The following is a 24836-nucleotide window of genomic DNA, read 5'->3' as shown; positions in this document are numbered from 1 at the left end:
GCGCCGATTCGCCGTGCATCATCTTGTATTGCCTATGACACATCCTGAATCTCTCAATTTCGCTCCCGCAGTTGAGGAGCCAAGCACCGGCGAGCTCGCCCTGGAAGAACGGTCGGCGCTGCGCCGCGTCGCCGGCCTGTCCACCGAACTCACCGACGTCTCCGAAGTCGAGTACCGCCAGCTTCGGCTGGAACGCGTCGTCCTGGTCGGCGTGTGGACCGACGGCACCGCCGCCGACAGCGAGGCCAGCATGGCCGAGTTGGCCGCCCTCGCGGAGACCGCCGGCTCCCAGGTGCTCGAAGGTCTCATCCAGCGCCGCGACAAGCCCGACCCCTCGACCTACATCGGCTCGGGCAAGGCCCAGGAGTTGCGCGAGGTGGTGCTGGCGACCGGCGCCGACACCGTGATCTGTGACGGTGAGCTGTCCCCGGCGCAGCTGACCGCGCTGGAAAAGGCGGTGAAGGTCAAGGTCATCGACCGCACCGCGCTGATCCTGGACATCTTCGCCCAGCACGCCACCAGCCGAGAGGGTAAGGCCCAGGTGTCGCTGGCGCAGATGGAGTACATGCTGCCGCGGCTGCGTGGTTGGGGTGAGTCGATGTCCCGGCAGGCCGGTGGCCGCGCCGGCGGCAGCGGGGGAGGCGTGGGCCTGCGCGGTCCCGGTGAAACCAAGATCGAGACCGACCGCCGCCGCATTCGCGAACGCATGGCGAAGCTGCGCCGCGAAATCAAGGACATGAAGCAGGTTCGCGACACCCAGCGCAGCCGCCGCCTGCGCAGCGAGGTGCCGTCGATCGCCATCGTCGGCTACACCAACGCCGGTAAGTCGAGCCTGCTCAACGCGCTGACCGGGGCGGGCGTGCTGGTGCAGGACGCGCTGTTCGCCACGCTGGAGCCCACCACCCGCCGCGCCGAGTTCGACGACGGTCGCCCGCTGGTGCTCACCGACACCGTCGGGTTCGTCCGTCACCTGCCCACCCAACTGGTCGAGGCGTTTCGCTCCACGCTGGAGGAGGTCGTCGACGCCGACCTGCTGCTGCACGTGGTGGACGGCTCCGACGCCAACCCGCTGGCGCAGATCAACGCGGTGCGCGAGGTGATCTCCGACGTCATTGCCGACCATCACGGTGACCCGCCGCCCGAGTTGTTGGTGGTGAACAAGGTCGACGCCGCGAGCGGCCTCACGCTGGCCGAGCTTCGGCACGCGCTGCCCGGCGCCGTCTTCGTCTCGGCCAGGACGGGTGAGGGCATCGACGCGCTGCGGCGCCGGATGGGCGAGCTCGCCGTCCCCGTCGACACGGCCGTGGACGTGGTGATCCCGTATCACCGCGGCGACCTGGTGGCCCGGCTGCACGCCGACGGGCGGGTGCAGGAAGAGGAGCACAGCCCCGACGGCACCCGGATCAAGGCCCGGGTTCCGGTGGCGCTGGCCGGCCGGCTGCAGGAGTTCTCGGCCGACTGACCTACCGGGTGACCGGACCCGGGCCGCTGCCGACCAACCGTCTGGTTGGTATATGTTGGGCGGCAGAGTTCCCAGTCGCCGGAGGTCATCCACATGGGCAGTGCCGTCAAGTACCAGCGCACTCTTTTCGAGCCGGAACACGACCTGTTCCGCGAGTCCTACCGGGGCTTCCTCGACCGTCACGTCGCGCCGCACCACGACGAATGGGAGAAGGCGAAGATCGTCGACCGCGGCGTGTGGCTGGAGGCCGGCAAGCAGGGCTTCCTGGGCATGGCCGTGCCCGAGGAGTACGGCGGCGGCGGCGACCCCGACTTCCGGTACAACACGATCATCACCGAGGAGACCACCGCCGGTCGCTACAGCGGGATCGGCTTCGGCCTGCACAACGACATCGTCGCGCCCTACCTGCTGGCCCTGGCCACCGAGGAGCAGAAGCAGCGCTGGCTGCCGAAATTCTGCACCGGCGAACTCATCACGGCGATCGCGATGACCGAGCCCGGCACCGGCAGCGACTTGCAGGGCATCAAGACCCGCGCGGTCAAGCAGGGCGACCATTACGTGCTCAACGGGGCAAAGACCTTCATCACCAACGGAATCAACGCCGACCTGGTGATCGTGGTGGCGCAGACCGATCCCGACAAAGGGGCGCAGGGCTTTTCGTTGCTCGTGGTGGAACGCGGCATGGAGGGTTTCGAACGCGGCCGGCACCTGGACAAGATCGGGCTGGACGCGCAGGACACGGCGGAGTTGTCGTTCACCGACGTCAAGGTTCCCGCCGAGAACCTGCTGGGGCAGGAGGGCATGGGGTTCATCTACCTGATGCAGAACCTGCCGCAGGAGCGCATCTCGATCGCCATCATGGCGGCCGCGGCCATGGAGCAGGTGCTCGAGCACACGCTGCAATACACCAAGGAGCGCAAGGCTTTTGGCAAACCGATCGGCAGTTTTCAGAACAGCCGCTTCGTGCTCGCCGAGCTGGCGACTGAGGCCACCGTCGTGCGCATGATGGTCGACGAGTTCATCCGGTTGCACCTGGACAAGAAGCTGACCGCGGAACAAGCGGCGATGGCCAAGTGGTACTCGACCGAAAAGCAGGTGCACCTGATCGACCGTTGCCTGCAATTGCACGGCGGGTACGGCTACATGCGCGAATACTCCGTCGCCCGTGCCTATCTGGACGCGCGGGTGCAGACCATCTACGGCGGCACGACCGAGATCATGAAAGAGATCATCGGCCGCAGTCTCGGGGTCTAGCACTTAGTCAGCGCAAACGGCCAATTCGGACCTCGAGGGCAAACCGCCGCGCGGGCCGTGTCCGTTTGTTCGGGTGGATCGTTGACGGGTTAATGGCTTCACGTACCGTCGCCCCATGCGTTTTGGGTTCGTCGGCGGCGTAATGGCGCACCGCCGAGGCTGTGCCGTATTGGGATTTGAGCGTGGCTCGGCATCATTTCGACATCGGCGTGGTATCCGTTTTTGTAATATTCGTGATTTGACTTCGCATTGTTCGTCGGCGGGAGCAAAGTTGTCCGAGCGCGGCGATAACGCGGATCGGAACGGGGCTGCGTCCCCGCGGTCGTACGACGGCCCGCTCGCCGGCTGTGTAGGCACGGGCATGGCCGCAGGTCGGGGCGCAGCCGTCGGCTGGGAGGCTTGGTGAACGGGCAGAGAGGTCACATGCGCGGGCTGATCGGGAGCGCGCTGGTCAGCTTGGCCGCCACGGCACTGGCCCTCGGCTTGCTGGCCTCACCGGCGGCGGCGTCTCCGATCGGCGACGCCGAGGCCGCCATGATGGCCGCGTGGGAGAAGGCGGGCGGCGACGGTTCGCCCTTGGGCCCCCGCAAGGGCGATGTGTACCCCGCCGGCGACGGTTTCGAGCTGAATTTCGACGGCGGCAAGATGTTTTTCACCCCGGCGACCGGCGCCAAATTCGTCTACGGGCCGATCCTGGACAAATACGAGATGCTGGGCGGGCCCGCCGGCAGCGATTTGGGCTTCCCCGCCATCAATGAGGTGCCCGGCCTCGCCGGACCCGACAGCCGGGTGGCGACCTTCTCGGCCAGCGACAAGCCGGTGATCTTCTGGACGCCCGACCACGGCGCGTTCGTGGTGCGCGGCGCGATCAACGCCGCCTGGGACAAGCTCGGCAGTTCCGGTGGCGTGCTCGGGGTCCCGGTCGGCGATGAGACGTACAACGGCGAGGTGTCCGCGCAGAAGTTCAGCGGCGGTCAGGTCTCGTGGAACAGGCAGACGAAGCAGTTCACCACCGAACCGTCGGCGTTGGCCGACCAGTTGAAGGGCCTGCAGGTGGCGATCGATCCCACCGCGGCCATCAACATGGCGTGGCGCGCCGCCGGCGGACCGAATGGGACGCTGGGGGTCAAGAAGGGCGCGCAATACCCGATCGGCGGCGACGGGATCGTCCAGGACTTCGCCAACGGGAAGGTGTACTTCAGCCCGGCCACCGGCGCGAACGCCATCGAGACCAACATCCTGGCCAAATACGACGCGCTGGGCGGGCCGGCCGGCAGCGATTTGGGTTTCCCCACCGCCAACGAATCCGACGGCGGCATCCCGTCCAGCCGCGTCGTCCCCTTCTCCGGTGCCGACAAGCCGGTGATCTTCTGGACGTCCGAGCACGGCGCGTTCGTGGTGCGCGGCGCCATGAAGGCGGCGTGGGACAAGCTTCGCGGGCCGACCGGCAAGCTGGGCGCGCCCGTCGGTGACCAGGCCGTCGACGGCGACGTCGTCTCCCAGCAGTTCACCGGCGGCAAGGTCTCGTGGAACCGGGCGAAGAACACGTTCAGCACCGACCCGGCCAATCTGGCGCCGCTGCTGTCCGGCCTGCAGGTGTCGGGGCAGAACCAGCCGAGCAACTCGGCGATGCCCAGCCACGCCAAGAAGTTCACCTGGCAGTGGTGGTGGCTGCTGGCCGCCATTCCGGTGCTCGTGCTGATCGTCCTGGCGGGATTGGTCGCCCTCGGTTGGCGTCGGCGCCGCGCCGCCCGCGCGGATGTCGGCTACGAGCCCCACCGCGACCTCGATGCCGGTTACGACGCCGCGGGCGACCAACACTGGGGACGCGACGAAGTCGCCACCGACCACTTCGCCCGCCAGCCGGAAGCGGCCGATGCCGAGGGCGGCGGCCGGGTCAGCTGGCGCCGCGGCGGCGCGGACGAGGATTCCTACCGGGCCGACGAGGATCCCGATGCGGTGGACACCGACTCCTTCGCCGCCGTCTCGCCGGCCACGTTGGCGGAGGCCGGCTACCCCGAGGCCGAATCCGAATACCCCGAGTCCGGCTACCCCGAGTCCGAATACGCCGAATCCGACTATGCCGAACCGGATCTCCCCGAACCCGGCTACGCGCAAGCCGACTACGCCGAGTCCGATTACGTCGAAGCCGAGTACGTCGACGACGTGCCCGAGCCCGCCTACCCGGAGCCCGTCCGGGCCGACGAGGACTACGTCGAGGCGGAATACCTCGACGTCGCCGTGCCGCACACGCCCCCGGACACCGAATTCGAGCCCGGCGTCCCCGAGGCCGTGGCCCCCGAGGCCGAGTACCCGGACGTCGCCGTACCCCACGTCCCGGCGGACGTTGCCGACGCCGTGGAAGATGTCGAGGCCGACGCCGTGCCCCCAACCCCGGCGGCCGAACAGCGCGGCGGGCGGCACGCGGCCGCGGAGGACGAGGACAGCGGAGCCGGGGCCGGCCCGGCCGGGCGCCCCACGATCCACCTACCGCTCGAGGACCCCTACCAGGTGCCCGAGGGCTATCCGATCAAGGCGAGCGCCCGCTTCGGGCTGTACTACACGCCGGGCAGCGAGCTCTACCACGACACGCTCGCCGAACTCTGGTTGTCCAGCGAAGAAGTGGCGCAGGCCAACGGCTTTCACAAGGCGGACTGACCCCGGCCGCCGGCTATACCTTGCGGATCACCGTGACGACCTTGCCGAGCACGGTCGCGTCATTGCCGGGGATGGGATCGAACGCCGGGTTGTGCGGCATCAGCCACACCTGACCGCCCGCACGCTTGAACGTCTTGACGGTGGCCTCCCCGTCGAGCATGGCCGCCACGATGTCGCCGTTGTCGGCGACGTTCTGCTGCCGGACCACCACCCAGTCGCCGTCGCAGATCGCCGCCTCGACCATCGAGTCCCCGACGACCTTGAGCAGAAACAGCGTCCCTTCGCCGACCAACTCGCGCGGCAACGGAAAGACGTCTTCGACGGCTTCCTCGGCGAGGATGGGCCCGCCGGCCGCGATGCGGCCCAGGACGGGAACGAACGTCGGCTCCGGAAGGGCGTCCGAACCGGCGACTTCCGTGGCCGGCGCCGCCATCTCGTCGTCGGCGCCGCGGACGTCGACCGCCCGGGGACGGTTCGGATCGCGGCGCAGATAGCCCTTGCGCTCGAGGGTGCGCAGCTGATGGGCCACCGAAGACGTCGACGTCAGGCCGACGGCGTCGCCGATCTCCCGGATGCTCGGCGGGTAACCGCGGCTGGTGACCGACGCGCGAATGACGTTCAAGATGGTGCGCTGCCGTTCGGTCAGCGTTGAATCCACGGCGTGCAGCCGACCGTCCGTGCCCGCCGATGAGGTGTCGTTGCTGTCGCTCATGGCACTGAATGTAACCCCACCGCGCCCAAGAATCAAACATGTGTTCGACTAGCGTGTCGGGATCCTACCGCGTCCGCCAAAATGGCTTCTGATGTCTTGAATCACAAAGGTGTAACTCTTCGACGGATCGGGTATTTCAGCCGCATGTCAGCTCTGGCGCCCACGGACTTGTCGGTGGCGTGGTCTAGCGTTCGACTCGTGCGACACGCTTCGCTCACATGTTCGGATTTCGAACACACGAGCGATACAGTCGAACAGCTGAGCGAAGAATAGTTGACCGGAGGAACGCAGATGACAACCATCCACACGCTGGCGCCGCGTACCAGCAACCCTCGGCGTCCGGTCAACGGACCGGTCCAGGGGCTTCGCTACGGCCGGGACGGCCTGGCCCGCTCCCGTAGGCCCGGCCCGGCGCGGCCGGCCGGCGCGCCCACCCGCTATCACGGCACCGGGGTCGCGATGTCCGGCGCGCCGCACCGCAAGCGGCCCGTCACGGTGACGACCACCATCTGGCTCGCGCTGGCCGCCGGCGCCATCACCCTGTGGCTGGGCCTCGTCGGCAACGTCGGCCAGGTGCTCAACGGCGACTCGGGCAACTCGGCCGCCCACGTCCCGGACCGGCTGGCCGTCGTGCGCGTCGAGGCGGGGGAGTCGCTGCAGGACGTCGCCCGCCGGGTGGCACCCGACGCGCCGGCGCGCCAGGTCGCCGACCGCATCCGCGAACTCAACGACATGAACTCGCCGGCCCTGGTGGCCGGCCAGACCCTGATCGCCCCGGTCGGCTAACGGCGCGAGTACGCTCGAAGTGCTGCGGTACCTGGATGTCGGCACGGCGAAGGAGCGGTCATGCATTGCCCGTTCTGTCGCCATCCCGATTCCCGGGTGATCGATTCGAGGGAAACCGATGAGGGGCAGGCCATTCGGCGCCGCCGATCGTGCCCCGAGTGCGGGCGGCGTTTCACCACCGTGGAGACGGCGGTGTTGGCTGTGGTCAAACGCAGCGGAGTCACCGAACCCTTCAGCAGGGAGAAGGTCATCAGCGGCGTCCGCCGGGCCTGCCAGGGCCGCCAGGTGGACGACGACGCGCTGAACCTGCTGGCCCAGCAGGTCGAGGACACGGTGCGCGCCGCGGGTTCCCCCGAGGTCGCCAGCCACGAGGTCGGCCTGGCCATCCTCGGTCCGCTGCGCGACCTCGATGAGGTGGCCTACCTGCGGTTCGCGTCGGTGTATCGCTCTTTCGAGTCTGCGGACGACTTCGAGCGTGAGATCCAGGCGCTGCGCGAACACCGCCAGGTGACGACGCCGAGCTGACGGCCCTCGTCTCCGGGCTAGTCTCGGATTCATGCCCCCCGACTTGCATCCCGATATCGCTGCCCTCGCACCGCTCCTGGGGACGTGGGCGGGCCAGGGCTCGGGCGAGTATCCGACGATCCAGCCCTTCGACTACCTCGAAGAAGTCGTGTTCTCCCACGTCGGTAAGCCCTTTCTGGCGTACGCCCAAAAGACCAAGGCGGTGGCCGACGGCAAGCCGTTGCACGCCGAGGTCGGATACCTGCGGGCGCCGCAGCCCGGTCAGATCGAGCTGGTGCTCGCCCACCCGAGCGGCATCACCGAAATCGAGGTGGGCACCTTAACGGTCAGCGGCGGTGTCATCGAAATCGAGCTGTCCACAACGGACGTCGGACTCACGCCCTCCGCCAAAGAGGTGACCGCGCTGGGCCGCACCATCCGCGTTGACGGCGATGAGCTGTCGTATTCGGTGCGGATGGGTGCTGTCGGGCAGCCCCTGCAGCATCACCTCAGCGCGGCGCTGCGCCGGCAGGCCTGAGCGCGGCGCGCGGTCAATCCAGTTGCCGCACACCGTCATTGACGACGCGTCCGGCCACCCCGACCCAGCCCTCGGCGTTCCACGTCGTCTCGATGACCGACCCCCTGCCCTGGGTGACGTGCAGGTCGCGGCTGAGGTAGTCGGTGATCCGCATCGCGGCCGAGCCGGTCGCTTCGTCTTCCGGCACACCGAGGTTCGCGAAAAACCCGCGAGAGCGCAGGGCTCCGGCTTCCCGGTCGGTCCAGGCCCACAGGTAGTGCGCCGTGTCGTCGGGGAAATCGCCCGGGTCGGCGGCGAGAAGCTCGTCGGGGGAATCGAATTCGTGCAGGGCGACCTCGGGCGCCCAATCCGAGCGCGCGCTGACGCGCGTGCGGTCGCCGGCGTAGCTCACCTGCACGAGGCCGGCCGGCACGTGCAGCGTGTTGATCGGCGTGCCGTTCTCCCGCAGCCACCACGACGCGCCGACGGTGGGGTGCCCGGCGAATGCGATCTGGACCCGCGGCGTGTAGATGGTGGCGTGCGCGGTGGTGGAACCGGCGGCGGGCAGGTCGACGAAAACCGTTTCGCTGTAGCCCAATTGGGTGGCCAGCCGTTGCCGGCCGGCGGGCTGGACCTGAGCGGCATTCACTACGCCGAGCGGATTGCCGAAATTGCCTTCCGCGTCGGTGAACACCCGCAGCACCGTGACGTCGATAGCCATGGCCCGACTGTACGACCCCCGGCGGGGCCGCATCGAGCAAGGTGGTTCAGGTGGCGCTGCGTTCGTCGGAACCCATCGCGTTCAGCACGGCGACGCGCGTGGGTGCGGGGCCGCTGACGGCCTTCTCTCCGCCGCCGCTGCGGAGCAGCGCGCGCAGGGCGGCCTGATCGTATTCGGCGGGCGCGGTGGTGTCGATGAAGCGTTCGACCACGTCGATGAAGCGGGCCGGGTCGTCGTGGAACGGGAAGTGTCCGGAGCCTTGGAAGATCTCCAGGCGGGAGCCGGGCATCGCCGCGTGTGCCATCCAGGCGTGCCGGACCGGGACGACCACATCCTTGGTGCCCCAGACGATCTGCACCGGGATGGCCTCGGTCAAATAGCATCGGTCGAGCATGGTGACGATTTGTCCGCGCCAGTCGACCACCGCCCGCAGGGTCCGGCTGAAGGCCGCCGAGGCCGTCGGCTCCGGCAGATCATCGAGGATCCGCAAAACGTTGGGCAGGTCGCGGCCCAGGCCGGTCGAGCCGATCGCCAGGCCCGCTATTCGCCCGGCCAGCTGCACGGCCGGCAGCACGAGGGGGAGCCGCAGCAGGGCCAGCGCCTCGCTGCCCATCGGCAGCGACGCGAGTCGGAGTGCGACGTTCACGTCCTTGGTGACACCACCCGCGGCGACCAGAATGAGCCGGTCGACCAAATGCGGGAACTGGTAGGCGAATTGCATGGCCACGCCGCCCCCCAGCGAATGCCCGACGACCGTCACCCGCTCGATGTCCAGGACGCTGAGCAGGTCACGCATCCCGTTCGCGTAGGCGGCGACGGAGTAGTCGGCGCGGGGTTTGTCGGATCGCCCGTGACCGAGCAGGTCCGGGGCGATGACCGTGAACCGCTGAGCGAGCTTGGCCTGCACGGTGTTCCAGGTGGTGGAGTTGTCACCGATGCCGTGCACCAACAGGATCGCCGGCCCGTCACCGGCGATCCGGTAGGCCCGCTTGTAGCCGTGGATGGTGCGGAATTCCAGCCGGGGCGCGGTGACCTCACGCACCGGGCGGAGAGTGCTCTTGCGCTTCCGCTCGGTCATGTCGCCAACCTTGGTGTCGGGCCTAGGGCCGTGAAAAGGTCAGACCTGGTCGTCGTCGTCGCGCTTCTTCTCCGCCTGCTGGGCGAGGAATCGCTCGAACTCTGCACCAAGCTCGTCTCCGCTAGGCAGGTCCTCGTCGCGCGTTAGTAACGACCTGTTCTCCTGAGCGTCGATGAAGGCATCGTACTGGCGCTCGAGCGCGGTCACCACTTGGGCAACCTCCGCGCTCGCCTCGACCTGCTCGTCGATCTTGGTCCGGATCACCGCCGCTGCTTCGGTCAACGCCGTCAGCGGCAACTCGAGCGACGCGATCTTGGCCACCTGCTCGAGCAATGCCTCGGCGGCGGCCGGGTAGTCGGTCTGCGTCAGGTAGTGCGGCACGTGCACGGTGTAGCCGACGACCTCGTGACCGTGTTGGGCCATCCGGTATTCCAGCAGGTTGGACGCGCTGCCGGGGACCTGGATCTCGGAGATCCACGGCGTGAACTCGGCGATCAGTTCGGGCTTGTTGGAGTGCGCGGTCATCGTGATGGGCCGCGTGTGCGGTACCGCCATGGGGACGGTGCCCAGGCCGATGGTCTGACGCACATTGAGCCGTTCGGCCAGCAAGCGAACGGCGGTGATGAAGCGCTCCCACTTCAGATCCGGTTCCATGCCGGCCAGCAGCAGGAACGGGGTGCCGATGGTGTCGCGCAGCGCGTACAGGCTCAGTTCCGGCTCGTCGTAGTTGGTGAAGTGATCGGTCTTGAAGGTCATCAGCGGGCGCCGCGACCGGTAGTCCAGCAGCTCGTCGATGGCGAACGACGCGACGAGCTCGGAGTCCAGGGCCGCCTTCAGGTGCGACGAGGCCAGCCGGATGGCGTGCCCGGCATCCGAGAACCCCTCCAGCGCGTGCACCAGCACCGGGCCCCGGCCGTCCGACGTCGACAACTGCGGCGCCGGCAGCTCCAGCTCGTACATCCCGGCCTGCCCCTGCGGGTCCTGTTCGTCAGCCATCACCGCTCGCCTCCTGTCGGGGGTGTCGCCAGCGTGCCCTACCAGTGTCCCCCGAATCAGGGGACACCAATATCAAACAGCGGTGTGAAGTTCGCGTTTCATCCGGAGGCGAACATCTTTCGACGTCGGCGGACGGGCGGGCAGGCGCGCGACGCGTGGGAGTCGGCCCGCTGACCGGGCGTCAGGCATGATGAAACCGATGCGCGTACCGACCGTGATGCTGTGCCTGGTGGTCGCCGTGGCGACGTCGGTGACGTCGTGCAAGCGGCCGCCCGGCGACCGCGCGCTGGTCCCGTCGCCGTCCCCCGCGCGCAGCAGCACACCGGTGCAGCACATGGGTCAGCCCCAGCAAAAGGCGGTGGCGGCGCCGGTGGACCCGGACAAGCGCGTCGGCGCCATCTTCATCGACGGCGGGCCACTGCACGTCTGCACGGGTTCGGTGGTGCATTCGACGGGCGGGAACCTGATGATGACCGCGGCGCACTGCCTGGCCGGGGCCTCGCAGATCACCTTCGTGCCGGGGTTCGCCGGCGACGCGCCGCCCGCCCCGGCCGACGTGTGGAAGGCCGACGCGGTCTACCTCGACCCCCGCTGGTCGGCCAGCAAGGATCCCAACGCCGACTATGCGATCGCGCGGCTCAGCAACGACGCCGGGGGCTCGGTGGAGTCGCGCGCCGGCCTGGCGTTGACCCTGGGCAAAACGCCGCCGCCCGGCAGCCACGTCACCGTGATGGGCTATCCGGCCGGCGTGGGTGGCGCGCCGATCGGGTGTCAGGCCAGCACGTCGCTGACCGAGGGCGGGTTCCCGTCGTTCCCGTGCGAGGGGCTGGTCGACGGCACCAGCGGCGCGCCCTGGGTCAGCGGCACCATGCTCACCGGGGTGATCGGTGGTTTCGAGCGCGGCGGGTGCGCCGCGAACGTGTCGTATTCGGCGCCGTTCGACGCGCAGACCGCGCAGTTGCTGGCCCGCGCCGAGGCGGGCGGCCCCGGCGACCCGCTTACCGGCCAGCTCGACGACAGCTGTTAGCTGCGGAACTGGTTGAGCGCGCGCACCTTGTTCATCACGTCGAGCGCGGCCACCTTGTAGGCCTCGGAAAAAGTGGGGTAGTTGAACACGGCGTCCACCAGGTATTCGACCGTGCCGCCGCAGCCCATGACGGCCTGCCCGATGTGCACCATCTCGGTGGCGCTGGTCCCGAAGATGTGCACGCCCAGCAGCTTGAGGTCGTCGGTGGACACCAGCAGCTTGAGCATGCCGTAGGAGTCGCCGGCGATCTGGCCGCGGGCCAGTTCCCGGTACCTGGCCACCCCGACCTCGTAGGGGATCGCGTTCTTCGTCAGCTCGACCTCGGTGGCCCCCACGTAGGACACCTCGGGGATGGAGTAGATGCCGATCGGCTGCAGTTCGGTGATGCCGTCGGTCGGCTCACCGAAGGCGTGGTAGGCGGCCAGCCGGCCCTGTTCCATGGACGTCGCGGCCAGCGCGGGGAAGCCGATCACGTCGCCGACGGCGTAGATGTGCGGCACCTTGGTCTGGAAGAAGTCGTCGACGAAGATCCGGCCGCGGTTGTCGGCCTCCAGCTCGGCGTTGTGCAGGTCGAGGTGGTCGGTCTGGCCTTGGCGCCCGGCGGAGTACATCACCGTCTCGGCGGGGATCTGCTTGCCGCTGGCCAAGGTGGTGACCGTGCCCGCCGAGCCGACGTCGACCGCGGTCACCTCCTCACCGAACCGGAACGTCACCGCGAGGTCGCGCAGGTGGAATTTCAGGGCCTCCACGACCTCGGGGTCGCAGAAGTCCAGCATGTCGCTGCGCTTCTCCACGACGGTGACCTTGGTGCCCAGCGCCGCGAACATCGAGGCGTATTCGATGCCGATCACCCCGGCGCCGACCACCACCATCGAGGTGGGCAGCGACTTGAGGTCGAGGATCCCGTCGGAGTCCAGCACCCGCTCCTCGTCGAACTCGACGCCGGACGGTCGCGCCGGCCGGGTGCCGGTGGCGATGACGATGTGTTCGCCGGTGACCGTTAGCTTTTCGCGGCGGGACGGGTCTTCGACCTCGATGGTGTGCGGGTCGAGGAACCGGCCGTGGCCCAGCAACAGGTCGATGCGGTTGCGCATCAGCTGGTTGCGCACCACGTCGACTTCCTTGCCGATCACGTGCTGGGTGCGGGCCAGCAGGTCGGCCGGCGTGATCTTCTCCTTGACCCGGTAGCTCGCGCCGTACAGTTCGCGCTGGCTCATCCCGGTGAGGTAAAGCACGGCCTCGCGCAACGTCTTTGACGGGATGGTGCCGGTTTGGACGCAGACGCCGCCGAGCATCTGGCCCCGTTCGACGACCGCGACCGACTTGCCGAGCTTGGCCGAGGCGATCGCGGCCTTCTGGCCGCCGGGCCCCGAACCGATGACCACCATGTCGTACTCTTGCGCCGAACCCATGCGAACAACAGTAGATCAGCACAACTCACAGTGCTGGGTTCATTCACAGGCCCGGGATCCGACCGGTTCCCGCGAGCACCGGCTGACGGTGCGGCCCACCAGCGTGGTGCCCATGACGACGCATCGACCCGACTTCAAACTCAACCGACCCGGCGCACTCATCGCCGCACTGCCGGCCGTTCTCGGCTTCGTTCCCGAAAATTCATTGGTCCTGGTGTCTTTGGACCGTGGCGAGCTGGGAGCCGTGCTGCGGGTCGACCTCTCCGACGAGCTCGCGGCCCGGGTGGGACACCTGGCCCAGGTCGCCGCCGCCGCCCGGCCCGACGGCGCCATCGCGGTGATCGTCGACGCGGACGGCGCGGACTGCCCCTGCTGTACCGAGGAATACCGGCAGCTCTCCGAAAATCTGGCAAAGTCGTTGTCGGACAACGATATCGAGCTGTGGGCCACCCACGTGGTGGACCGGGTCGCGGCCGGGGGGCGCTGGCACTGCGTGGACAACTGCGGTGCGAGTGGCCTCGTCGACGATCCGTCGGCCTCGCCGCTGGCGGCCGCCGCGGTGCTCGACGGCAGGCGGCTCTACGCGCGGCGCGCCGACCTGCAGGCGGTGATCGCGGTGCAGGACACGGCGCGCAGCGCCGCCTTGGCCGGCGCCATCGACCGGCAGGAGGGCAGGCGCCGGGCGGCCCACCTCGCGGACCCGGCCCGCTGCGCGCGCGCCGACGTCAAGCAGGCCATGGCGGCCGCCTCGCGGGTGGCCGCCGGCCAGGCACTGTCCCGGGCGCAGCTGGCGAAGCTGAGCTGCGCGCTGGGCGACGCGCAGGTGCGCGACATCTTCTACGCCCTGGCGGTCGGCGAGAGCGCCGGCGCGGCCGAGTCGTTGTGGGCGCTGCTGGCGCGCACCCTGCCCCCGCCCTGGCGGGTCGAGGCCCTGGTCCTGCTGGCGTTCAGCGCCTACGCCCGCGGCGACGGTCCGCTGGCCGGGGTGTCGCTGGAGGCCGCGCTGCGTTGCGAGCCCGAGCATCGGATGGCAGGGATGCTGGACACGGCGTTGCAGTCGGGGCTGCGGCCGGAGGACATCCGCGAATTGGCGCTCACCGGCTATCGGCTGGCCAAACAGCTGGGTGTGCGGTTACCGCCGCGGCGGCCGTTCGGCCGCCGCGCGTGCTAGACCTTCTCGACCTTGACGGCGTGCGCCATCTCGTGCGGCAGGGTGACGTTCTCGTGGCCGGGGATGACGATGGTGACCCCGGCGGGACCGGTCTCGACGGTCACCCGGGCGTTGGGAACGACGCCGGCGTCCTTGAGGCGGGTGATCAAATCGATGTCGCCCTGCACGTGCTCGGTCAGTTGGCGGACGACGACGGCCACCGGCGAGCCGGGCGGCAATTCGGTCAGCCGGACGAGGTTGGCGTCGTCGGCGCCGGAGTCGGGGCCGACGCCCAGGTCCAACAGCCCCGGGATCGGGTTGCCGAAGGGGGAGGTGGTCGGGTGGTTGAGCACCTTCACCAGACGCCGCTCGACGTCCTCGCTCATCACGTGCTCCCAGCGGCACGCCTCGGCGTGCACTTCCTCCCAGGGCACCCCGATGACGTCGACGAGCAATCGTTCGGCCAGCCGGTGCTTGCGCATGACGGCGATGGCCAGCGCCCGGCCCTTGTCGGTGAGCTCGAGGTGGCGGTCGCCGGCGACGTGGAGCAGCCCGTCGCGCTCCATGCGGGATACGGTCTGGCTGACGGTCGGCCCGCTCTGCTCGAGGCGTTCGGCGATGCGGGCACGCAGCGGCGTCACGCCCTCTTCTTCGAGGTCGTAGATGGTCCGCAAGTACATCTCGGTGGTGTCAACCAGGTCGTTCATTCAGCACCCTCCATCGACGCCGAGTCTACTTGGCCAGCTGCGCGAATGGGTGTAACGCTTCCCCGACAAGCAGTATGCCCGCCGCGTGTGCGGCGGGCATACCGTCTGCTACCTAGCTCGGGCGGCGGTCCCAGGCGCGGCGCGAGCCGGGCGCCGCGGGTCGCCGCGATCTGTTACGTGCGGCCTCAGCTTGCGTACGACCGTAGCCGGTCGGCGCGCTCGCCGTGGCGGAGCTTGGACATCACGTCCCGCTCGATCTGCCGGACCCGCTCACGCGACAGCCCGAACAGCTTGCCGATCTGATCGAGGGTGCGCGGCTGGCCGTCGTCGAGGCCGAAGCGCAGCCGGATCACCTGGTGCTCGCGCTCGTCGAGAGTGGCCAGCACGCTGCGGATGTCGGTGTGCAGCAGCTCGGCGATCACCGCGTTCTCGGCGGACATCGCCTCGGCGTCCTCGATGAAATCGCCCAGCGGCGCTTCCTCTTCGGAGCCGACCGGCATGTCCAGGCTCACCGGGTCGCGGCTGTGCTCGAGCAGGTCGTTGATCTTCTCCACGGGAATGCCGGACTCGGCGGCCAGCTCCTCGTCGGTGGCCTCCCGACCCAGGTTCTGATGCATCTCCCGCTTGATCCGGGCCAGCTTGTTGACCTGCTCTACCAGGTGCACGGGCAGCCGGATGGTGCGGCTCTGGTCGGCCATGCCACGGGTGATGGCCTGGCGAATCCACCACGTCGCGTACGTGGAGAACTTGAAACCCTTTGTGTAGTCGAACTTTTCCATCGCGCGGATCAGCCCCAGGTTGCCCTCCTGGATCAGGTCCAGCAGCGGCATCCCGCGACCCGTGTAGCGCTTGGCCAGCGACACCACCAGGCGCAGGTTCGCTTCGAGCAGGTGACGTCGCGCCGCCGCGCCGTCGCGCACGACGGCCTCCAGGTCGCGGCGACGGTTCTCGCCCAGCCGCTTACGAGTTTCGAGCAGATGCTCGGCATACAGCCCGGCCTCGATGCGCTTGGCAAGTTCCACTTCGCCCGCGGCGTTCAACAGCGCCGTCTTACCGATGCCGTTGAGATATACGCGCACGAGGTCCGCGGCCGGGCTCTGAGCATCCAGATCGCCGTCAAATCTGCTCGTGCTGGCGTTCGCCATAGCGACCTCCCGTTCGGCTTGTACTGTCATTGAGTTCAACGACAGATCAGCCCTGAGAGTTCCCAGCCCCTTGCCATCTCACACGTCTTGACGTGCAGAAATGTGCCGCCGACCTGAGAATGTCCTGAGAAGTGGGAGGGACGCCCCCCGGAGCTACGGAAAGACGTCGCCGCCGGGGCCCGGGGGCCAGTCCGGTTGCGGCTGGCGGCGCGGCTCGAGCGCCGGGCGCTCGGCCGTCGGGAACAGCGGGGTGCGCCGGTGGGCGTCGTCGAACCGCCGGGGCTCCTCGGAACGGCGCGGCGGCCGGTCGTTGGCGATCAGCACCGCCATCCACGGCAACGGCACCGACACCGCGACGATCGCCAGCGAGATCAGACCGTTGTGCCAGGCGCCGTAGGCGACGGCGGCCAGGATCAGCGCCGGAATGCGGAACGCCATCAGCGTCAGGTATTTACGCACCCGCGCGCGGTGCTGCTCCTCGTAGGACTGGGCGGCGCCGGTGATGAGGACTGGCCTGCCATCGTCGTCGAAACCCAACTCAGAGCGCTTCATGTCTCCCCGCGCCTCTTTTCTTTCTGCGCCTCATTTCCACTGTCCCACACCCGGGGAATTCCGGCAGGAGCGAGTCACGGGGCACAATGTCAGGTATGCAGACCCAGACGATCGAACGCACCGAGACCGACGAACGCGTCGACGACGGGACCGGCAGCGATACGCCGAAGTACTTCCACTACGTCAAGAAGGACAAGATCGCCGAGAGCGCGGTCATGGGCAGCCACGTGGTGGCCCTGTGCGGGGAGGTCTTTCCCGTCACCAAGGCGGCCAAGCCCGGCTCACCGGTGTGCCCGGACTGCAAGCAGATCTACGACCGGATGAAGAAGGGCTAGGCCCGGCGCTCACAGCGTCGCGCTGTCGGGCGCCGGCTCCGGGTCCGAAACCATCGACCGCTTCAGCACCGGCACGCGGTGTTCCAGCCACTTGCGCAGCCGGTGCGCGTGCGTCTTGGGCGCCGGGAACTCCTCCTGGATCGCGGCGTTCAGCTCGGCGCCGAACATCACGGCGAAACCACCGAAGAACGCGAACAACAGGAACGCTATCGGGGTGGCCAGCGCGCCGTAGGTGTAGCCGGTGCTCGTGATCCACCGCAGGTAGACCCGCAGGCCCAGCGTGGCGATCAGGAACACGGCCGTGGCGAGCACGGCCCCGAAGATCAGCCGGTGCGTCGGCAGGGGCTCGGGCAGCGCCACTCGGTACAGGATCACCACCCCGACCAGCAGGCCGAGGATGAGCGCCGGGTAGTAGCCGTAGCGCAGGACGTTTTCCAGGCTGTCCGGGATGTGCTCGCTCACCTTGCGCGGCCCCACCACCAACACCGGCGCCGCGCACACCACGAACACCAGCATCACCACGTAGAGGAACAGGGCGAACAGCCGCTGCCGCACGGGATGCCGCAGCGGGGTCTGGTCGTGCGCCTCCACGACGGCGTCGACGTAGGCCGAGATCGCCGACGATCCGGCCCACATCGAGATGAGGAACCCGACCGACACCACCTCGCCACGGGCGTTGGCGGTGACGTCCCGGATGGTCGGCTCGATGATCTCGTTGACAACGCTGGGCGAGAAGAAGCTGCGGATCGCGGAGATGATGCTCTTCTCGATCGACATCATCGTGTCCGGGCCGAACAGCGGCGCCACGTAGGCCAGGCTGCCCAGGATCCCCAGCAACAACGGGGGGAGCGACAGCGCCGACCAGAAACCCGCCTGCGCCGACTCGGAAAAGATGGAGTCATCCCAACTTTTGGAGATGGTCCTCAGAGTGAGTCGCCAGATGTGATGGCGGGACGGTTTTGCGATGTGATCGCTCATACCCGTCCAGCATTACCGAAGACCGCCGCACTCAGCCACATTGCCCACGGGTGAGTTGGGCGAAATCAGCTCCCGCTGAACTCCAGGACGGCCGACAGCTCGGTCAGTTTCGCCTCGTGCTCGTTGGCGTGGTGCTGGCAGAAGAGAAGCTCGGCTCCGGAAGGCAGCTTGGCGCGGACTCGAGCCGCGGCACCGCAGCGATCGCAGCGGTCCGCACGGGTTAGCTCGGGACTGGTCAGAGTTGCATTCATGGCTTCTCCGTTCTTGCTTTTATCCACTCTCTCAGACGTATGGGGTTTTCGCGTTGTTCCCCGATCGTTATCGGGTGTGTCGTTTCTCACGGCCTGTAAACGTTTGGTTTCGGCGAACTTTCTAAGCTGATCATTCGTGACTTTCGCTCCTGAAGTGCTGGTACATCTGTGCGGCCGTGACGACTGGTCGCGGGCCCGCGCCACCGGCGAGATTCGTCCCGACGCGTCCGGCGGTGGTGAGTTCATCCATCTTTCGGCCCCCGGGCAGGTCCACCTGCCGGCCAACCGGCTCTACCGTGGGCGCGACGACTTGGTGCTACTGACCATTGACCCGGCGAGGCTGGACTCCGAAGTGCGTTGGGAGCCAGGCGTAGCAACGGATCCGGAGGCGATGCTGTTCCCGCACCTGTACGGTCCGTTGCCCATCGACGCTGTGATTCGGGTCACCGACTACCGGCCGGGCGCCGACGGCACGTTCGCGCCGGCGGGGGAGTCGACGTAGGCGTCGGCCTCGATCTCGACCAGCAGCTCGGGCGCTATCAGCGCGGACACCTCCACCATGGTGGCCGCGGGCCGGATGGCGCCGAAGACCTGCGCGTGCACCGCCGCGACGTCGCGCCACCGGGACATGTCGGTGACGTAGATGCGGGTGCGGACCACGTCGGTAAGCGACGCACCCGCTTCGCGGAGCGCAATCTCGATGCGGTGCAGGGCATCTCGCGCCTGGGCCGCGATGTCTCGCCCGGCGCCGGTCGTTCCGGCCACGGCCACGTGCGGGCCGACCCGGACCGCGCGTGAATAACCGACGGCCGATTCGAACTCGGATCCGGAGGAGACCAGGGTGCGGTTCATGGCCGTCACCGTACGACGGTGGCGCCGCCGACGCCACGGGTTTTTCGTCTGCGATTGAGCGCCCTTGTGCGGCAACAGGTTCGGCTGGCTCTGTAGTTGAGCGATCGCGCGCGGGCGGAAGAAAGTGTCCCTGTCGGTGCTCCTGGTCGCTCTAGGTCGATGAACGCAGCCCGAAGGACGGGCCGCGACGACGCATAAGGAGATCACCATGAAGAACGCCACCCGCATCCACTACGCCGCCGCGCTGTTCGGCGCGCTGGCCATCGTCGCGTTGGCCCCTGCCACCGCTTACGCCGAGCCCAATGGGCCCTCTGGCCCGAGCGGCGGCTGCCACTACACCGACCCCGACGGCTACGACATCCCGATCGATGAGGGCCAGGGCGTGATCGTCGGGGGCAAGCTCGTCACCTGCACCGGCGGGAAAACGGTGGTCACCGATGCGCCGGCGCGCACGAATCCCCATCGGCCGGTACCGCCGAGCCACGCACCTGTGTTGACCCAGAAATTGTAAGCAGCGCAACGACATTGAAGCCGTCACAGCCGTCAGGACCGCCACCGGGAAACCCGGTGGCGGCTGACGCCTCGTGTGTTCTGGGTGCCTGGGACTCGCCGCGCAGACGGTGAGCGTTAGTCCAGGTAGTCGCGCAGCACTTGGGAGCGGCTGGGGTGGCGCAGCTTCGACATCGTCTTGGACTCGATCTGACGGATGCGCTCGCGGGTCACGCCGTAAACCTGGCCGATCTCGTCAAGCGTGCGCGGCTGGCCGTCGGTGAGGCCGAAGCGCAGCCGTACCACGCCGGCCTCGCGCTCGGACAGCGTCTCGAGCACCGACTGCAGCTGGTCCTGCAGCAGGGTGAAGGACACCGCGTCGACGGCCACCACGGCCTCGCTGTCCTCGATGAAGTCACCCAGCTGGCTGTCGCCCTCGTCGCCGATGGTCTGGTCCAGCGAGATCGGCTCGCGCGCGTACTGCTGGATCTCGAGCACCTTTTCGGGCGTGATGTCCATCTCCTTGGCCAGCTCTTCGGGCGTGGGCTCGCGGCCCAGGTCCTGCAGCAGCTCGCGCTGGATGCGGCCCAGCTTGTTGATCACCTCGACCATGTGCACCGGGATGCGGATGGTCCGGGCCTGGTCGGCCATCGCGCGGGTGATCGCCTGGCGGATCCACCACGTCGCATAGGTGGAGAACTTGTAGCCCTTGGTGTAGTCGAACTTCTCGACCGCGCGGATCAGGCCCAGGTTGCCTTCCTGGATCAGGTCGAGGAACGCCATGCCCCGGCCGGTGTAGCGCTTGGCCAGCGACACCACCAGGCGCAGGTTGGCTTCCAGCAGATGGTTTTTCGCGCGATCGCCGTCGCGGCAGATCCACATCATGTCGCGGCGCTGAGCGGCGGGCAGCTTGTCGCCGCGCTCGGCCATCTCGCTCATCAGCTGGGTGGCGTACAGGCCGGCCTCGATCCGCTTGGCCAGCTCCACCTCTTCCTCGGCGTTGAGCAGCGCCACCTTGCCGATCTGCTTGAGGTAGGCGCGGACCGAGTCCGCGGACGCGGTGAGTTCGGCGTCCTTGCGGGCCTGGCGCAGCGCCTCGGATTCGTCTTCGTCCCAGACGAAGTCGCCGGAGGCCTTGTCCTTCTCGGAGGGCTCGGCGATCTCCTCGTCCTCCTCGGCGGCGGCCTCGCCGGCCGCGGCGACCGGGGCGGGCGCCTCCTCGCTGTCCTCGGCGTCGGCCGGCTCGACCTCGGCCTCGTCGCCGTCGGCCGCGACGTCGTCCTCTAAGTCCTCGAGGTTCAGGTCGCCGGCGTCGATCTCCAGGTCGTCGCCGGGCTCAGCGTCGAGTTCGGCGTCGTCGAGATCTTCGACGGCCTCCAGATCGACCTCGGCGTCTGCCGGGGCGGCCTTGGCCGCCTTCGTCCCACGGCCCGACGGCGCCTTGGCCGCGCGGGGCTTCTTGGCCTCGCCGGCGGCCTCGGGCTTGGCTGCCCGGGCCGGCGCCTTGGCGGCGCGCTTCGCGGGGGCGGCGGCGTGCGCGGCCTTGGCCGCGGGTCGCTTGGCGGGGGAGGGCGAAGACTTCGTCGCGGTCCGTTTTACCGGCGCATCGGTTGCCGCGCTTGCCTTGGTGGCTGCCACTTACACCCCTTCGTTTGGGCTCACCTTCGGTGGGTATTGGGCATGGTTAACCGAAAGTGTCTGCTATGTCGATGTCGGCGTTGGATCAGCGTCGGCATTCGTACGCTGTCGGTCGGGCGGTCGCCGATGACCATTGTAACGACAGTGAGCGGCCGAACGGCCCTGCCGGGGAAAATCAGTGGGTCACGTCGGAGGTCGAGGCCATGGCCGCGCCCACTATCCCGGCCGTGTTGAGCAGGGCCGCGGCCACCACCGGGGTGCGGTTTTCCAGCAGCGGTAGCCACTTGTCGGCCTTGCGGCTGATGCCGCCGCCGGCGATGAACAGGTCCGGCCACACCGCGTTCTCGATCGCCACCAGCACCCGGGTGACCTGCTTGGTCCATTTTTCGTAGGTCCAGCCGTTGCGCTCCTTGACCGACGACGCCGCCCGCAGTTCGGCCTCCTTGCCGCCGACCTCGAGGTGCCCGAACTCGGTGTTGGGTATCAACGTGCCGTTGTGAATGACGGCCGAGCCGATTCCCGTGCCGAACGTCAGCAACACCACCAGGCCGGACTGGTTGCGGCCGGCCCCGTAGTGTTCCTCGGCCAGCCCGGCGGCGTCGGCGTCGTTGAGCACGGTGACGTCCTGGCCGTTCAGTTCGGCGCTGATGATGTCGCGGGCGTTGGTGCCGATCCACGCCTTGTCCACGTTGGCCGCCGTCTGGACGACGCCGTGGGTGACGACCCCCGGATAGGTCACGCCGAGCGGGCCGGTCCAGCCGAACGCGTTGACCACCTCCGCGATGGTCTTGGCGACCGCCGCCGGGGTCGCCGGCTGCGGGGTCAACAGCTTGACCCGTTCGCCGATCAGCTGCCCGGTGTCCATGTCGACGATGCCGCCCTTGATGCCGCTGCCGCCGACGTCGATGCCGAATCCCCGACGCTGTGGGCTGCCCCCGGCGGGGCCCGTGTGGGGCGTGTCCGTGGTCGAGTCGGTGCTGGTCATCGGAGCTCCTGGGCGTGGCTGCGGCTGTTCGCCCACCTTAGCCCGGCGCCGATGCGGCCATGGGGTATCTGCGCGGCCGCGCCGCCTGTGATGCGATAGACCGGTGAGCCGAGGAGATGACGAGCCCGCCCGGTTGCGCACGGTGGCCGAGTCGCTGGCCACGGAAGCGGCCGCGTTCGTGCGCCGTCGTCGCGCCGAGGTGTTCGGTGCGGGCTCCACGGTCACCGGCGGCGACGCGGTGCGCTCCAAGAGCACCCCAACCGATCCGGTGACCGTCGTCGACACCGAAACGGAGCGCCTGCTGCGGGAGCGGTTGGCCGAATTGCGCCCGGGCGACCCGATTCTCGGCGAGGAAGGCGGCGGCCCGGCCGACCCGGCGGACACCCCCGCCGATGCGGTCACCTGGGTGCTCGATCCCATCGACGGCACGGTGAACTTCGTCTACGGCATCCCGGCGTACGCGGTGTCGGTCGGTGTCCAGGTCGCCGGCGTGTCGGTGGCGGGCGCGGTCGCCGACGTCGTCGGCGGCCAGGTGTACTCGGCGGCAACCGGCCTGGGCGCGCATGTCAGCGACGGGCAGGGAATCAGACCGTTGCGGTGCGCAGCGGTCGACGACTTGTCGATGGCGTTGCTGGGCACCGGTTTCGGCTACTCACGGCAGCGCCGGGCGACGCAGGCGGCGTTGTTGGCGCGGCTGCTGCCGCTGGTCCGCGACGTTCGCCGGATCGGTTCGGCGGCCCTGGATTTGTGCATGGTCGCGGCGGGCCGGCTCGACGCGTTCTACGAGCACGGCCTGCAGCCGTGGGATTGCGCCGCGGGTGCGCTGATCGCGGCCGAGGCCGGCGCGCGAGTTTCGTTGCCGGCGAACGACATCGAGGGTGCGGGCCTGGTGCTGGCCGCCGCGCCGGGAATCGCCGACGAGCTGCTGGCCGCCCTGGACGACATCGACGGGCTGGACCCGATCCTCGACTGACGTCAGCAGGCGCTGCCGTGAATCTTGTTGAGCAGCGCGGGATCCGACGGCTCGGTGGCGCCGGGGCGCAGGGTGGCCAGGGCGGCGTCGATGTCGTCGTTGTGGGCCAGGGCGGTGAAGTCGGTTCCCAACGCCAGGTCGACCGAGGCGTCGGCGCGGTTGTCGTTGAACAGCTCCATGCACGGCGCCACCAGCCAGACCGTCGCCGCGGAAGCCTGCCCGGCCGTGCCGAACCGGATCTGACCCTGGCAGGTGAGCCGGGCGCCGGCGTACAGCGGATCGTTGGCCGCGGCCGGCTGGGCGAACCCGAGGTCTTTCAGCGCGCCCGCGACGTCGCCGGCCTGCCCGCCGCGGCCGCTGGCGTTGAGCACGCGGATCTTGGTGTCGCCGAGCTTGGCGGGCGTGACGTCCATCATCGCGCTGCGCGACACCTGCTCGCCGAGCTGAGCCGTCCCCGAGGCGTCCGCCTTCGGCGGCGGGTTGCACACGGCGACCTCGTGCACCTTGGCCGGTCGGGTCAGCGCGATCGTCCACACCACCGCCGTGGCTACGACCAGGAAAACCACCACCACGATGGCGGGCCGGGGATTGCGTCGCCGGAAGGGCCGACCGTGCTTGTCGAAGGCGGTACCCTCGGTGATTTGTGCGACCACAGGTGCACTCTAGTCGCACCCTAAACGCACTGTTCAAAGGCGAACGCAAGGCCCAATATGGGTGTGTGACGTAAATCACACATTAACGGACCGTGATCCGGGCACGAATCATTTGGTGGATGCGTTCGACGCTGGTACAAAGCGATGCTTGAGCAATGAGGGCATGTGAGGGGATAGGGCAATGCCTACCGACTATGACGCTCCACGGCGCACCGAGACTGACGACGTCTCGGAGGACTCGCTGGAGGAGCTCAAAGCACGACGCAACGAGGCGGCCTCGGCCGTGGTCGACGTCGACGAATCCGAAACCGCCGAATCTTTCGAACTGCCCGGTGCCGACCTGTCCGGAGAAGAACTGTCGGTCCGCGTCATTCCGAAGCAGGCTGACGAGTTCACCTGCTCGAGCTGTTTCCTGGTGCAACACCGCAGCCGGCTGGCCAGCGAGAAGAACGGCCTGATGATCTGTACCGACTGCGCGGCTTGACCCAGGTCAGCTGCGCAATGCCGACAGCACCCGCTCGGGGTGGCGGCAACTCACCAGCCAGTACGGCGTCGGGTCGTCCGGGTCGTCCAGGACGACCAGGATCATCGGGCCGATCCATGCCCGGTGCAGCACGAAAGCCGCGGGGTCGAGCTGTCGGCCCAACGCCGCGGATTTGGCCGACGGCGCAACCGTGGCGGACCGGGCGACCACGGTGACCGGCAGGTGGGCCTCGCCGGCCCAGAGTTCCACCCCGCCCGGCACGCTCGGGTCGGCGGTGACCCGGATCTCCACGCGGCCCAGCCACAGCAGGGCTCCGGTCGCCACCGCGAAAAGCGTTGCGTACGGCAGCCAGGACGGCCGGGGGGCCACTCCCATGTTGACTTCGAACGCGATCAGCCCCGCCAGCCCGAAGGCCAACGGCCACCACCACCAGGGCACCCACAGTCGTTCGCGATATCGCACACTGTGCGGCGCGACGCGCGTACCGGACACGCAGTCAAGGGTAATCTGTGGCCCC

The 24836-nt window shown here is 68.5% G+C and carries 28 protein-coding genes; 13 read left to right on the top strand and 15 right to left on the bottom strand.

The genetic code is table 11. The features are described from left to right. The first annotated feature begins 34 nt into the window (after positions 1 to 34). From hflX to A5730_RS06725, 3 genes are all read left to right on the top strand, one after another. The gene (gene hflX, locus A5730_RS06735; RefSeq protein WP_067897309.1) at positions 35 to 1462 is read left to right on the top strand and encodes a GTPase HflX; all 1428 of its coding nucleotides are present in this window, start codon (positions 35 to 37) and stop codon (positions 1460 to 1462) included. Positions 1463 to 1555: 93 nt separating this feature from the next. Further along, a complete protein-coding gene (locus tag A5730_RS06730) occupies positions 1556 to 2716 on the top strand; it encodes an acyl-CoA dehydrogenase family protein (RefSeq protein WP_067897305.1) in 1161 nt (386 codons plus the stop codon). 423 nt (positions 2717 to 3139) lie between these two features. Further along, positions 3140 to 5374 (top strand): LGFP repeat-containing protein, encoded by a 2235-nt coding sequence (locus tag A5730_RS06725; RefSeq protein WP_067897302.1) that lies wholly within the window; start codon positions 3140 to 3142, stop codon positions 5372 to 5374. A gap of 13 nt (positions 5375 to 5387) precedes the next feature. Here the strand turns inward: A5730_RS06725 and lexA are convergent, their stop codons facing one another. Continuing rightward, positions 5388 to 6086: a transcriptional repressor LexA gene (gene lexA, locus A5730_RS06720; RefSeq protein WP_055401680.1), complete on the bottom strand. Its 699-nt coding sequence runs from the start codon at positions 6084 to 6086 to the stop codon at positions 5388 to 5390. Between the two features lie 291 nt (positions 6087 to 6377). Here lexA and A5730_RS06715 point away from each other — a divergent pair, with 291 nt between their 5' ends. From A5730_RS06715 to A5730_RS06705, 3 genes are read left to right on the top strand one after another with little or no spacing between them, the layout of a single operon-like run. Continuing rightward, positions 6378 to 6872, top strand: coding sequence for a LysM peptidoglycan-binding domain-containing protein (locus A5730_RS06715; protein ID WP_067897299.1), 495 nt, complete (start codon positions 6378 to 6380; stop codon positions 6870 to 6872). 60 nt (positions 6873 to 6932) lie between these two features. Further along, positions 6933 to 7397 carry a transcriptional regulator NrdR gene (gene nrdR, locus A5730_RS06710; RefSeq protein WP_046184812.1) on the top strand — a complete coding sequence of 155 codons (465 nt, stop codon included), beginning with the start codon at positions 6933 to 6935 and terminating at the stop codon, positions 7395 to 7397. Positions 7398 to 7428: 31 nt separating this feature from the next. Further along, the gene (locus tag A5730_RS06705) at positions 7429 to 7914 is read left to right on the top strand and encodes a peroxynitrite isomerase (RefSeq protein ID WP_067897296.1); all 486 of its coding nucleotides are present in this window, start codon (positions 7429 to 7431) and stop codon (positions 7912 to 7914) included. 13 nt (positions 7915 to 7927) lie between these two features. Here the strand turns inward: A5730_RS06705 and A5730_RS06700 are convergent, their stop codons facing one another. The 3 genes from A5730_RS06700 to A5730_RS06690 are packed head-to-tail and all read right to left on the bottom strand — an operon-like array spanning position 7928 to position 10688. After that, positions 7928 to 8614: a PhzF family phenazine biosynthesis protein gene (locus tag A5730_RS06700; protein WP_067897293.1), complete on the bottom strand. Its 687-nt coding sequence runs from the start codon at positions 8612 to 8614 to the stop codon at positions 7928 to 7930. A gap of 46 nt (positions 8615 to 8660) precedes the next feature. Further along, positions 8661 to 9692, bottom strand: coding sequence for an alpha/beta fold hydrolase (locus A5730_RS06695; protein WP_055401670.1), 1032 nt, complete (start codon positions 9690 to 9692; stop codon positions 8661 to 8663). A 39-nt stretch (positions 9693 to 9731) separates the two neighbouring features. Further along, on the bottom strand, positions 9732 to 10688 hold the full coding sequence (locus A5730_RS06690) for a proteasome assembly chaperone family protein (RefSeq protein ID WP_067897290.1): 957 nt from the start codon (positions 10686 to 10688) through the stop codon (positions 9732 to 9734). Positions 10689 to 10875: 187 nt separating this feature from the next. Here A5730_RS06690 and A5730_RS06685 point away from each other — a divergent pair, with 187 nt between their 5' ends. Continuing rightward, positions 10876 to 11715 carry a serine protease gene (locus A5730_RS06685; protein WP_067815385.1) on the top strand — a complete coding sequence of 280 codons (840 nt, stop codon included), beginning with the start codon at positions 10876 to 10878 and terminating at the stop codon, positions 11713 to 11715. Here A5730_RS06685 and sthA read toward each other — a convergent pair. After that, positions 11712 to 13127 (bottom strand): Si-specific NAD(P)(+) transhydrogenase, encoded by a 1416-nt coding sequence (gene sthA / locus A5730_RS06680; RefSeq protein WP_055401664.1) that lies wholly within the window; start codon positions 13125 to 13127, stop codon positions 11712 to 11714. The two genes, A5730_RS06685 and sthA, sit on opposite strands and share 4 nt — an antisense overlap. A gap of 112 nt (positions 13128 to 13239) precedes the next feature. Between sthA and A5730_RS06675 the strand changes: the two genes are divergently transcribed. Beyond that, the gene (locus tag A5730_RS06675) at positions 13240 to 14298 is read left to right on the top strand and encodes a DUF4192 domain-containing protein (RefSeq protein ID WP_067897521.1); all 1059 of its coding nucleotides are present in this window, start codon (positions 13240 to 13242) and stop codon (positions 14296 to 14298) included. On the opposite strand, the gene A5730_RS06670 is transcribed toward A5730_RS06675, so the two are convergent. From A5730_RS06670 to A5730_RS06660, 3 genes are all read right to left on the bottom strand, one after another. Further along, the gene (locus A5730_RS06670) at positions 14295 to 14984 is read right to left on the bottom strand and encodes a metal-dependent transcriptional regulator (RefSeq protein ID WP_055401662.1); all 690 of its coding nucleotides are present in this window, start codon (positions 14982 to 14984) and stop codon (positions 14295 to 14297) included. The genes A5730_RS06675 and A5730_RS06670 overlap by 4 nt on opposite strands. Before the next feature lie 185 nt (positions 14985 to 15169). Continuing rightward, positions 15170 to 16159 carry a sigma-70 family RNA polymerase sigma factor SigB gene (gene sigB / locus A5730_RS06665; protein WP_082459793.1) on the bottom strand — a complete coding sequence of 330 codons (990 nt, stop codon included), beginning with the start codon at positions 16157 to 16159 and terminating at the stop codon, positions 15170 to 15172. Positions 16160 to 16282: 123 nt separating this feature from the next. Beyond that, positions 16283 to 16681: a DUF3099 domain-containing protein gene (locus tag A5730_RS06660; protein WP_067815388.1), complete on the bottom strand. Its 399-nt coding sequence runs from the start codon at positions 16679 to 16681 to the stop codon at positions 16283 to 16285. A gap of 95 nt (positions 16682 to 16776) precedes the next feature. Between A5730_RS06660 and A5730_RS06655 the strand changes: the two genes are divergently transcribed. Further along, positions 16777 to 17016 carry a DUF3039 domain-containing protein gene (locus A5730_RS06655; protein ID WP_067897283.1) on the top strand — a complete coding sequence of 80 codons (240 nt, stop codon included), beginning with the start codon at positions 16777 to 16779 and terminating at the stop codon, positions 17014 to 17016. A gap of 9 nt (positions 17017 to 17025) precedes the next feature. On the opposite strand, the gene A5730_RS06650 is transcribed toward A5730_RS06655, so the two are convergent. Continuing rightward, positions 17026 to 17994 (bottom strand): YihY/virulence factor BrkB family protein, encoded by a 969-nt coding sequence (locus A5730_RS06650; protein WP_067897281.1) that lies wholly within the window; start codon positions 17992 to 17994, stop codon positions 17026 to 17028. 65 nt (positions 17995 to 18059) lie between these two features. Then, positions 18060 to 18245: a hypothetical protein gene (locus A5730_RS24205; protein ID WP_082459792.1), complete on the bottom strand. Its 186-nt coding sequence runs from the start codon at positions 18243 to 18245 to the stop codon at positions 18060 to 18062. Between the two features lie 136 nt (positions 18246 to 18381). Here A5730_RS24205 and A5730_RS06645 point away from each other — a divergent pair, with 136 nt between their 5' ends. Beyond that, positions 18382 to 18747 (top strand): DUF952 domain-containing protein, encoded by a 366-nt coding sequence (locus A5730_RS06645; protein WP_067897278.1) that lies wholly within the window; start codon positions 18382 to 18384, stop codon positions 18745 to 18747. Here A5730_RS06645 and A5730_RS06640 read toward each other — a convergent pair. Then, positions 18696 to 19097 (bottom strand): RidA family protein, encoded by a 402-nt coding sequence (locus A5730_RS06640; RefSeq protein ID WP_067897275.1) that lies wholly within the window; start codon positions 19095 to 19097, stop codon positions 18696 to 18698. The genes A5730_RS06645 and A5730_RS06640 overlap by 52 nt on opposite strands. A 208-nt stretch (positions 19098 to 19305) precedes the next feature. Here A5730_RS06640 and A5730_RS06635 point away from each other — a divergent pair, with 208 nt between their 5' ends. Then, on the top strand, positions 19306 to 19608 hold the full coding sequence (locus A5730_RS06635) for a hypothetical protein (protein ID WP_067897272.1): 303 nt from the start codon (positions 19306 to 19308) through the stop codon (positions 19606 to 19608). A gap of 116 nt (positions 19609 to 19724) precedes the next feature. Here A5730_RS06635 and A5730_RS06630 read toward each other — a convergent pair whose 3' ends face one another. Next, positions 19725 to 21224, bottom strand: coding sequence for an RNA polymerase sigma factor (locus tag A5730_RS06630; RefSeq protein ID WP_067897269.1), 1500 nt, complete (start codon positions 21222 to 21224; stop codon positions 19725 to 19727). 175 nt (positions 21225 to 21399) lie between these two features. Then, on the bottom strand, positions 21400 to 22209 hold the full coding sequence (gene ppgK / locus A5730_RS06625) for a polyphosphate--glucose phosphotransferase (RefSeq protein ID WP_067897266.1): 810 nt from the start codon (positions 22207 to 22209) through the stop codon (positions 21400 to 21402). A gap of 103 nt (positions 22210 to 22312) precedes the next feature. On the opposite strand from ppgK, the gene A5730_RS06620 reads away from it, so the two are divergent. Continuing rightward, positions 22313 to 23182 carry an inositol monophosphatase family protein gene (locus A5730_RS06620; RefSeq protein ID WP_067897263.1) on the top strand — a complete coding sequence of 290 codons (870 nt, stop codon included), beginning with the start codon at positions 22313 to 22315 and terminating at the stop codon, positions 23180 to 23182. A 2-nt stretch (positions 23183 to 23184) separates the two neighbouring features. Here the strand turns inward: A5730_RS06620 and cei are convergent, their stop codons facing one another. Then, positions 23185 to 23835 (bottom strand): envelope integrity protein Cei, encoded by a 651-nt coding sequence (gene cei / locus A5730_RS06615; RefSeq protein WP_067897260.1) that lies wholly within the window; start codon positions 23833 to 23835, stop codon positions 23185 to 23187. A gap of 181 nt (positions 23836 to 24016) precedes the next feature. Between cei and A5730_RS06610 the strand changes: the two genes are divergently transcribed. Further along, a complete protein-coding gene (locus tag A5730_RS06610; RefSeq protein WP_007171590.1) occupies positions 24017 to 24319 on the top strand; it encodes a DUF4193 domain-containing protein in 303 nt (100 codons plus the stop codon). 6 nt (positions 24320 to 24325) lie between these two features. Here A5730_RS06610 and A5730_RS06605 read toward each other — a convergent pair whose 3' ends face one another. After that, positions 24326 to 24811, bottom strand: coding sequence for a DUF3093 domain-containing protein (locus A5730_RS06605; protein ID WP_067897258.1), 486 nt, complete (start codon positions 24809 to 24811; stop codon positions 24326 to 24328). Positions 24812 to 24836: the final 25 nt, after the last annotated feature.

This window comes from Mycobacterium sp. ACS4054, assembly GCF_001667275.1.
In the GTDB taxonomy this organism is placed as follows: Bacteria; Actinomycetota; Actinomycetes; order Mycobacteriales; family Mycobacteriaceae; genus Mycobacterium.
Note: the sequence above shows the minus strand (reverse complement) of the source record. Positions and strands in the feature narration are given on the sequence as shown.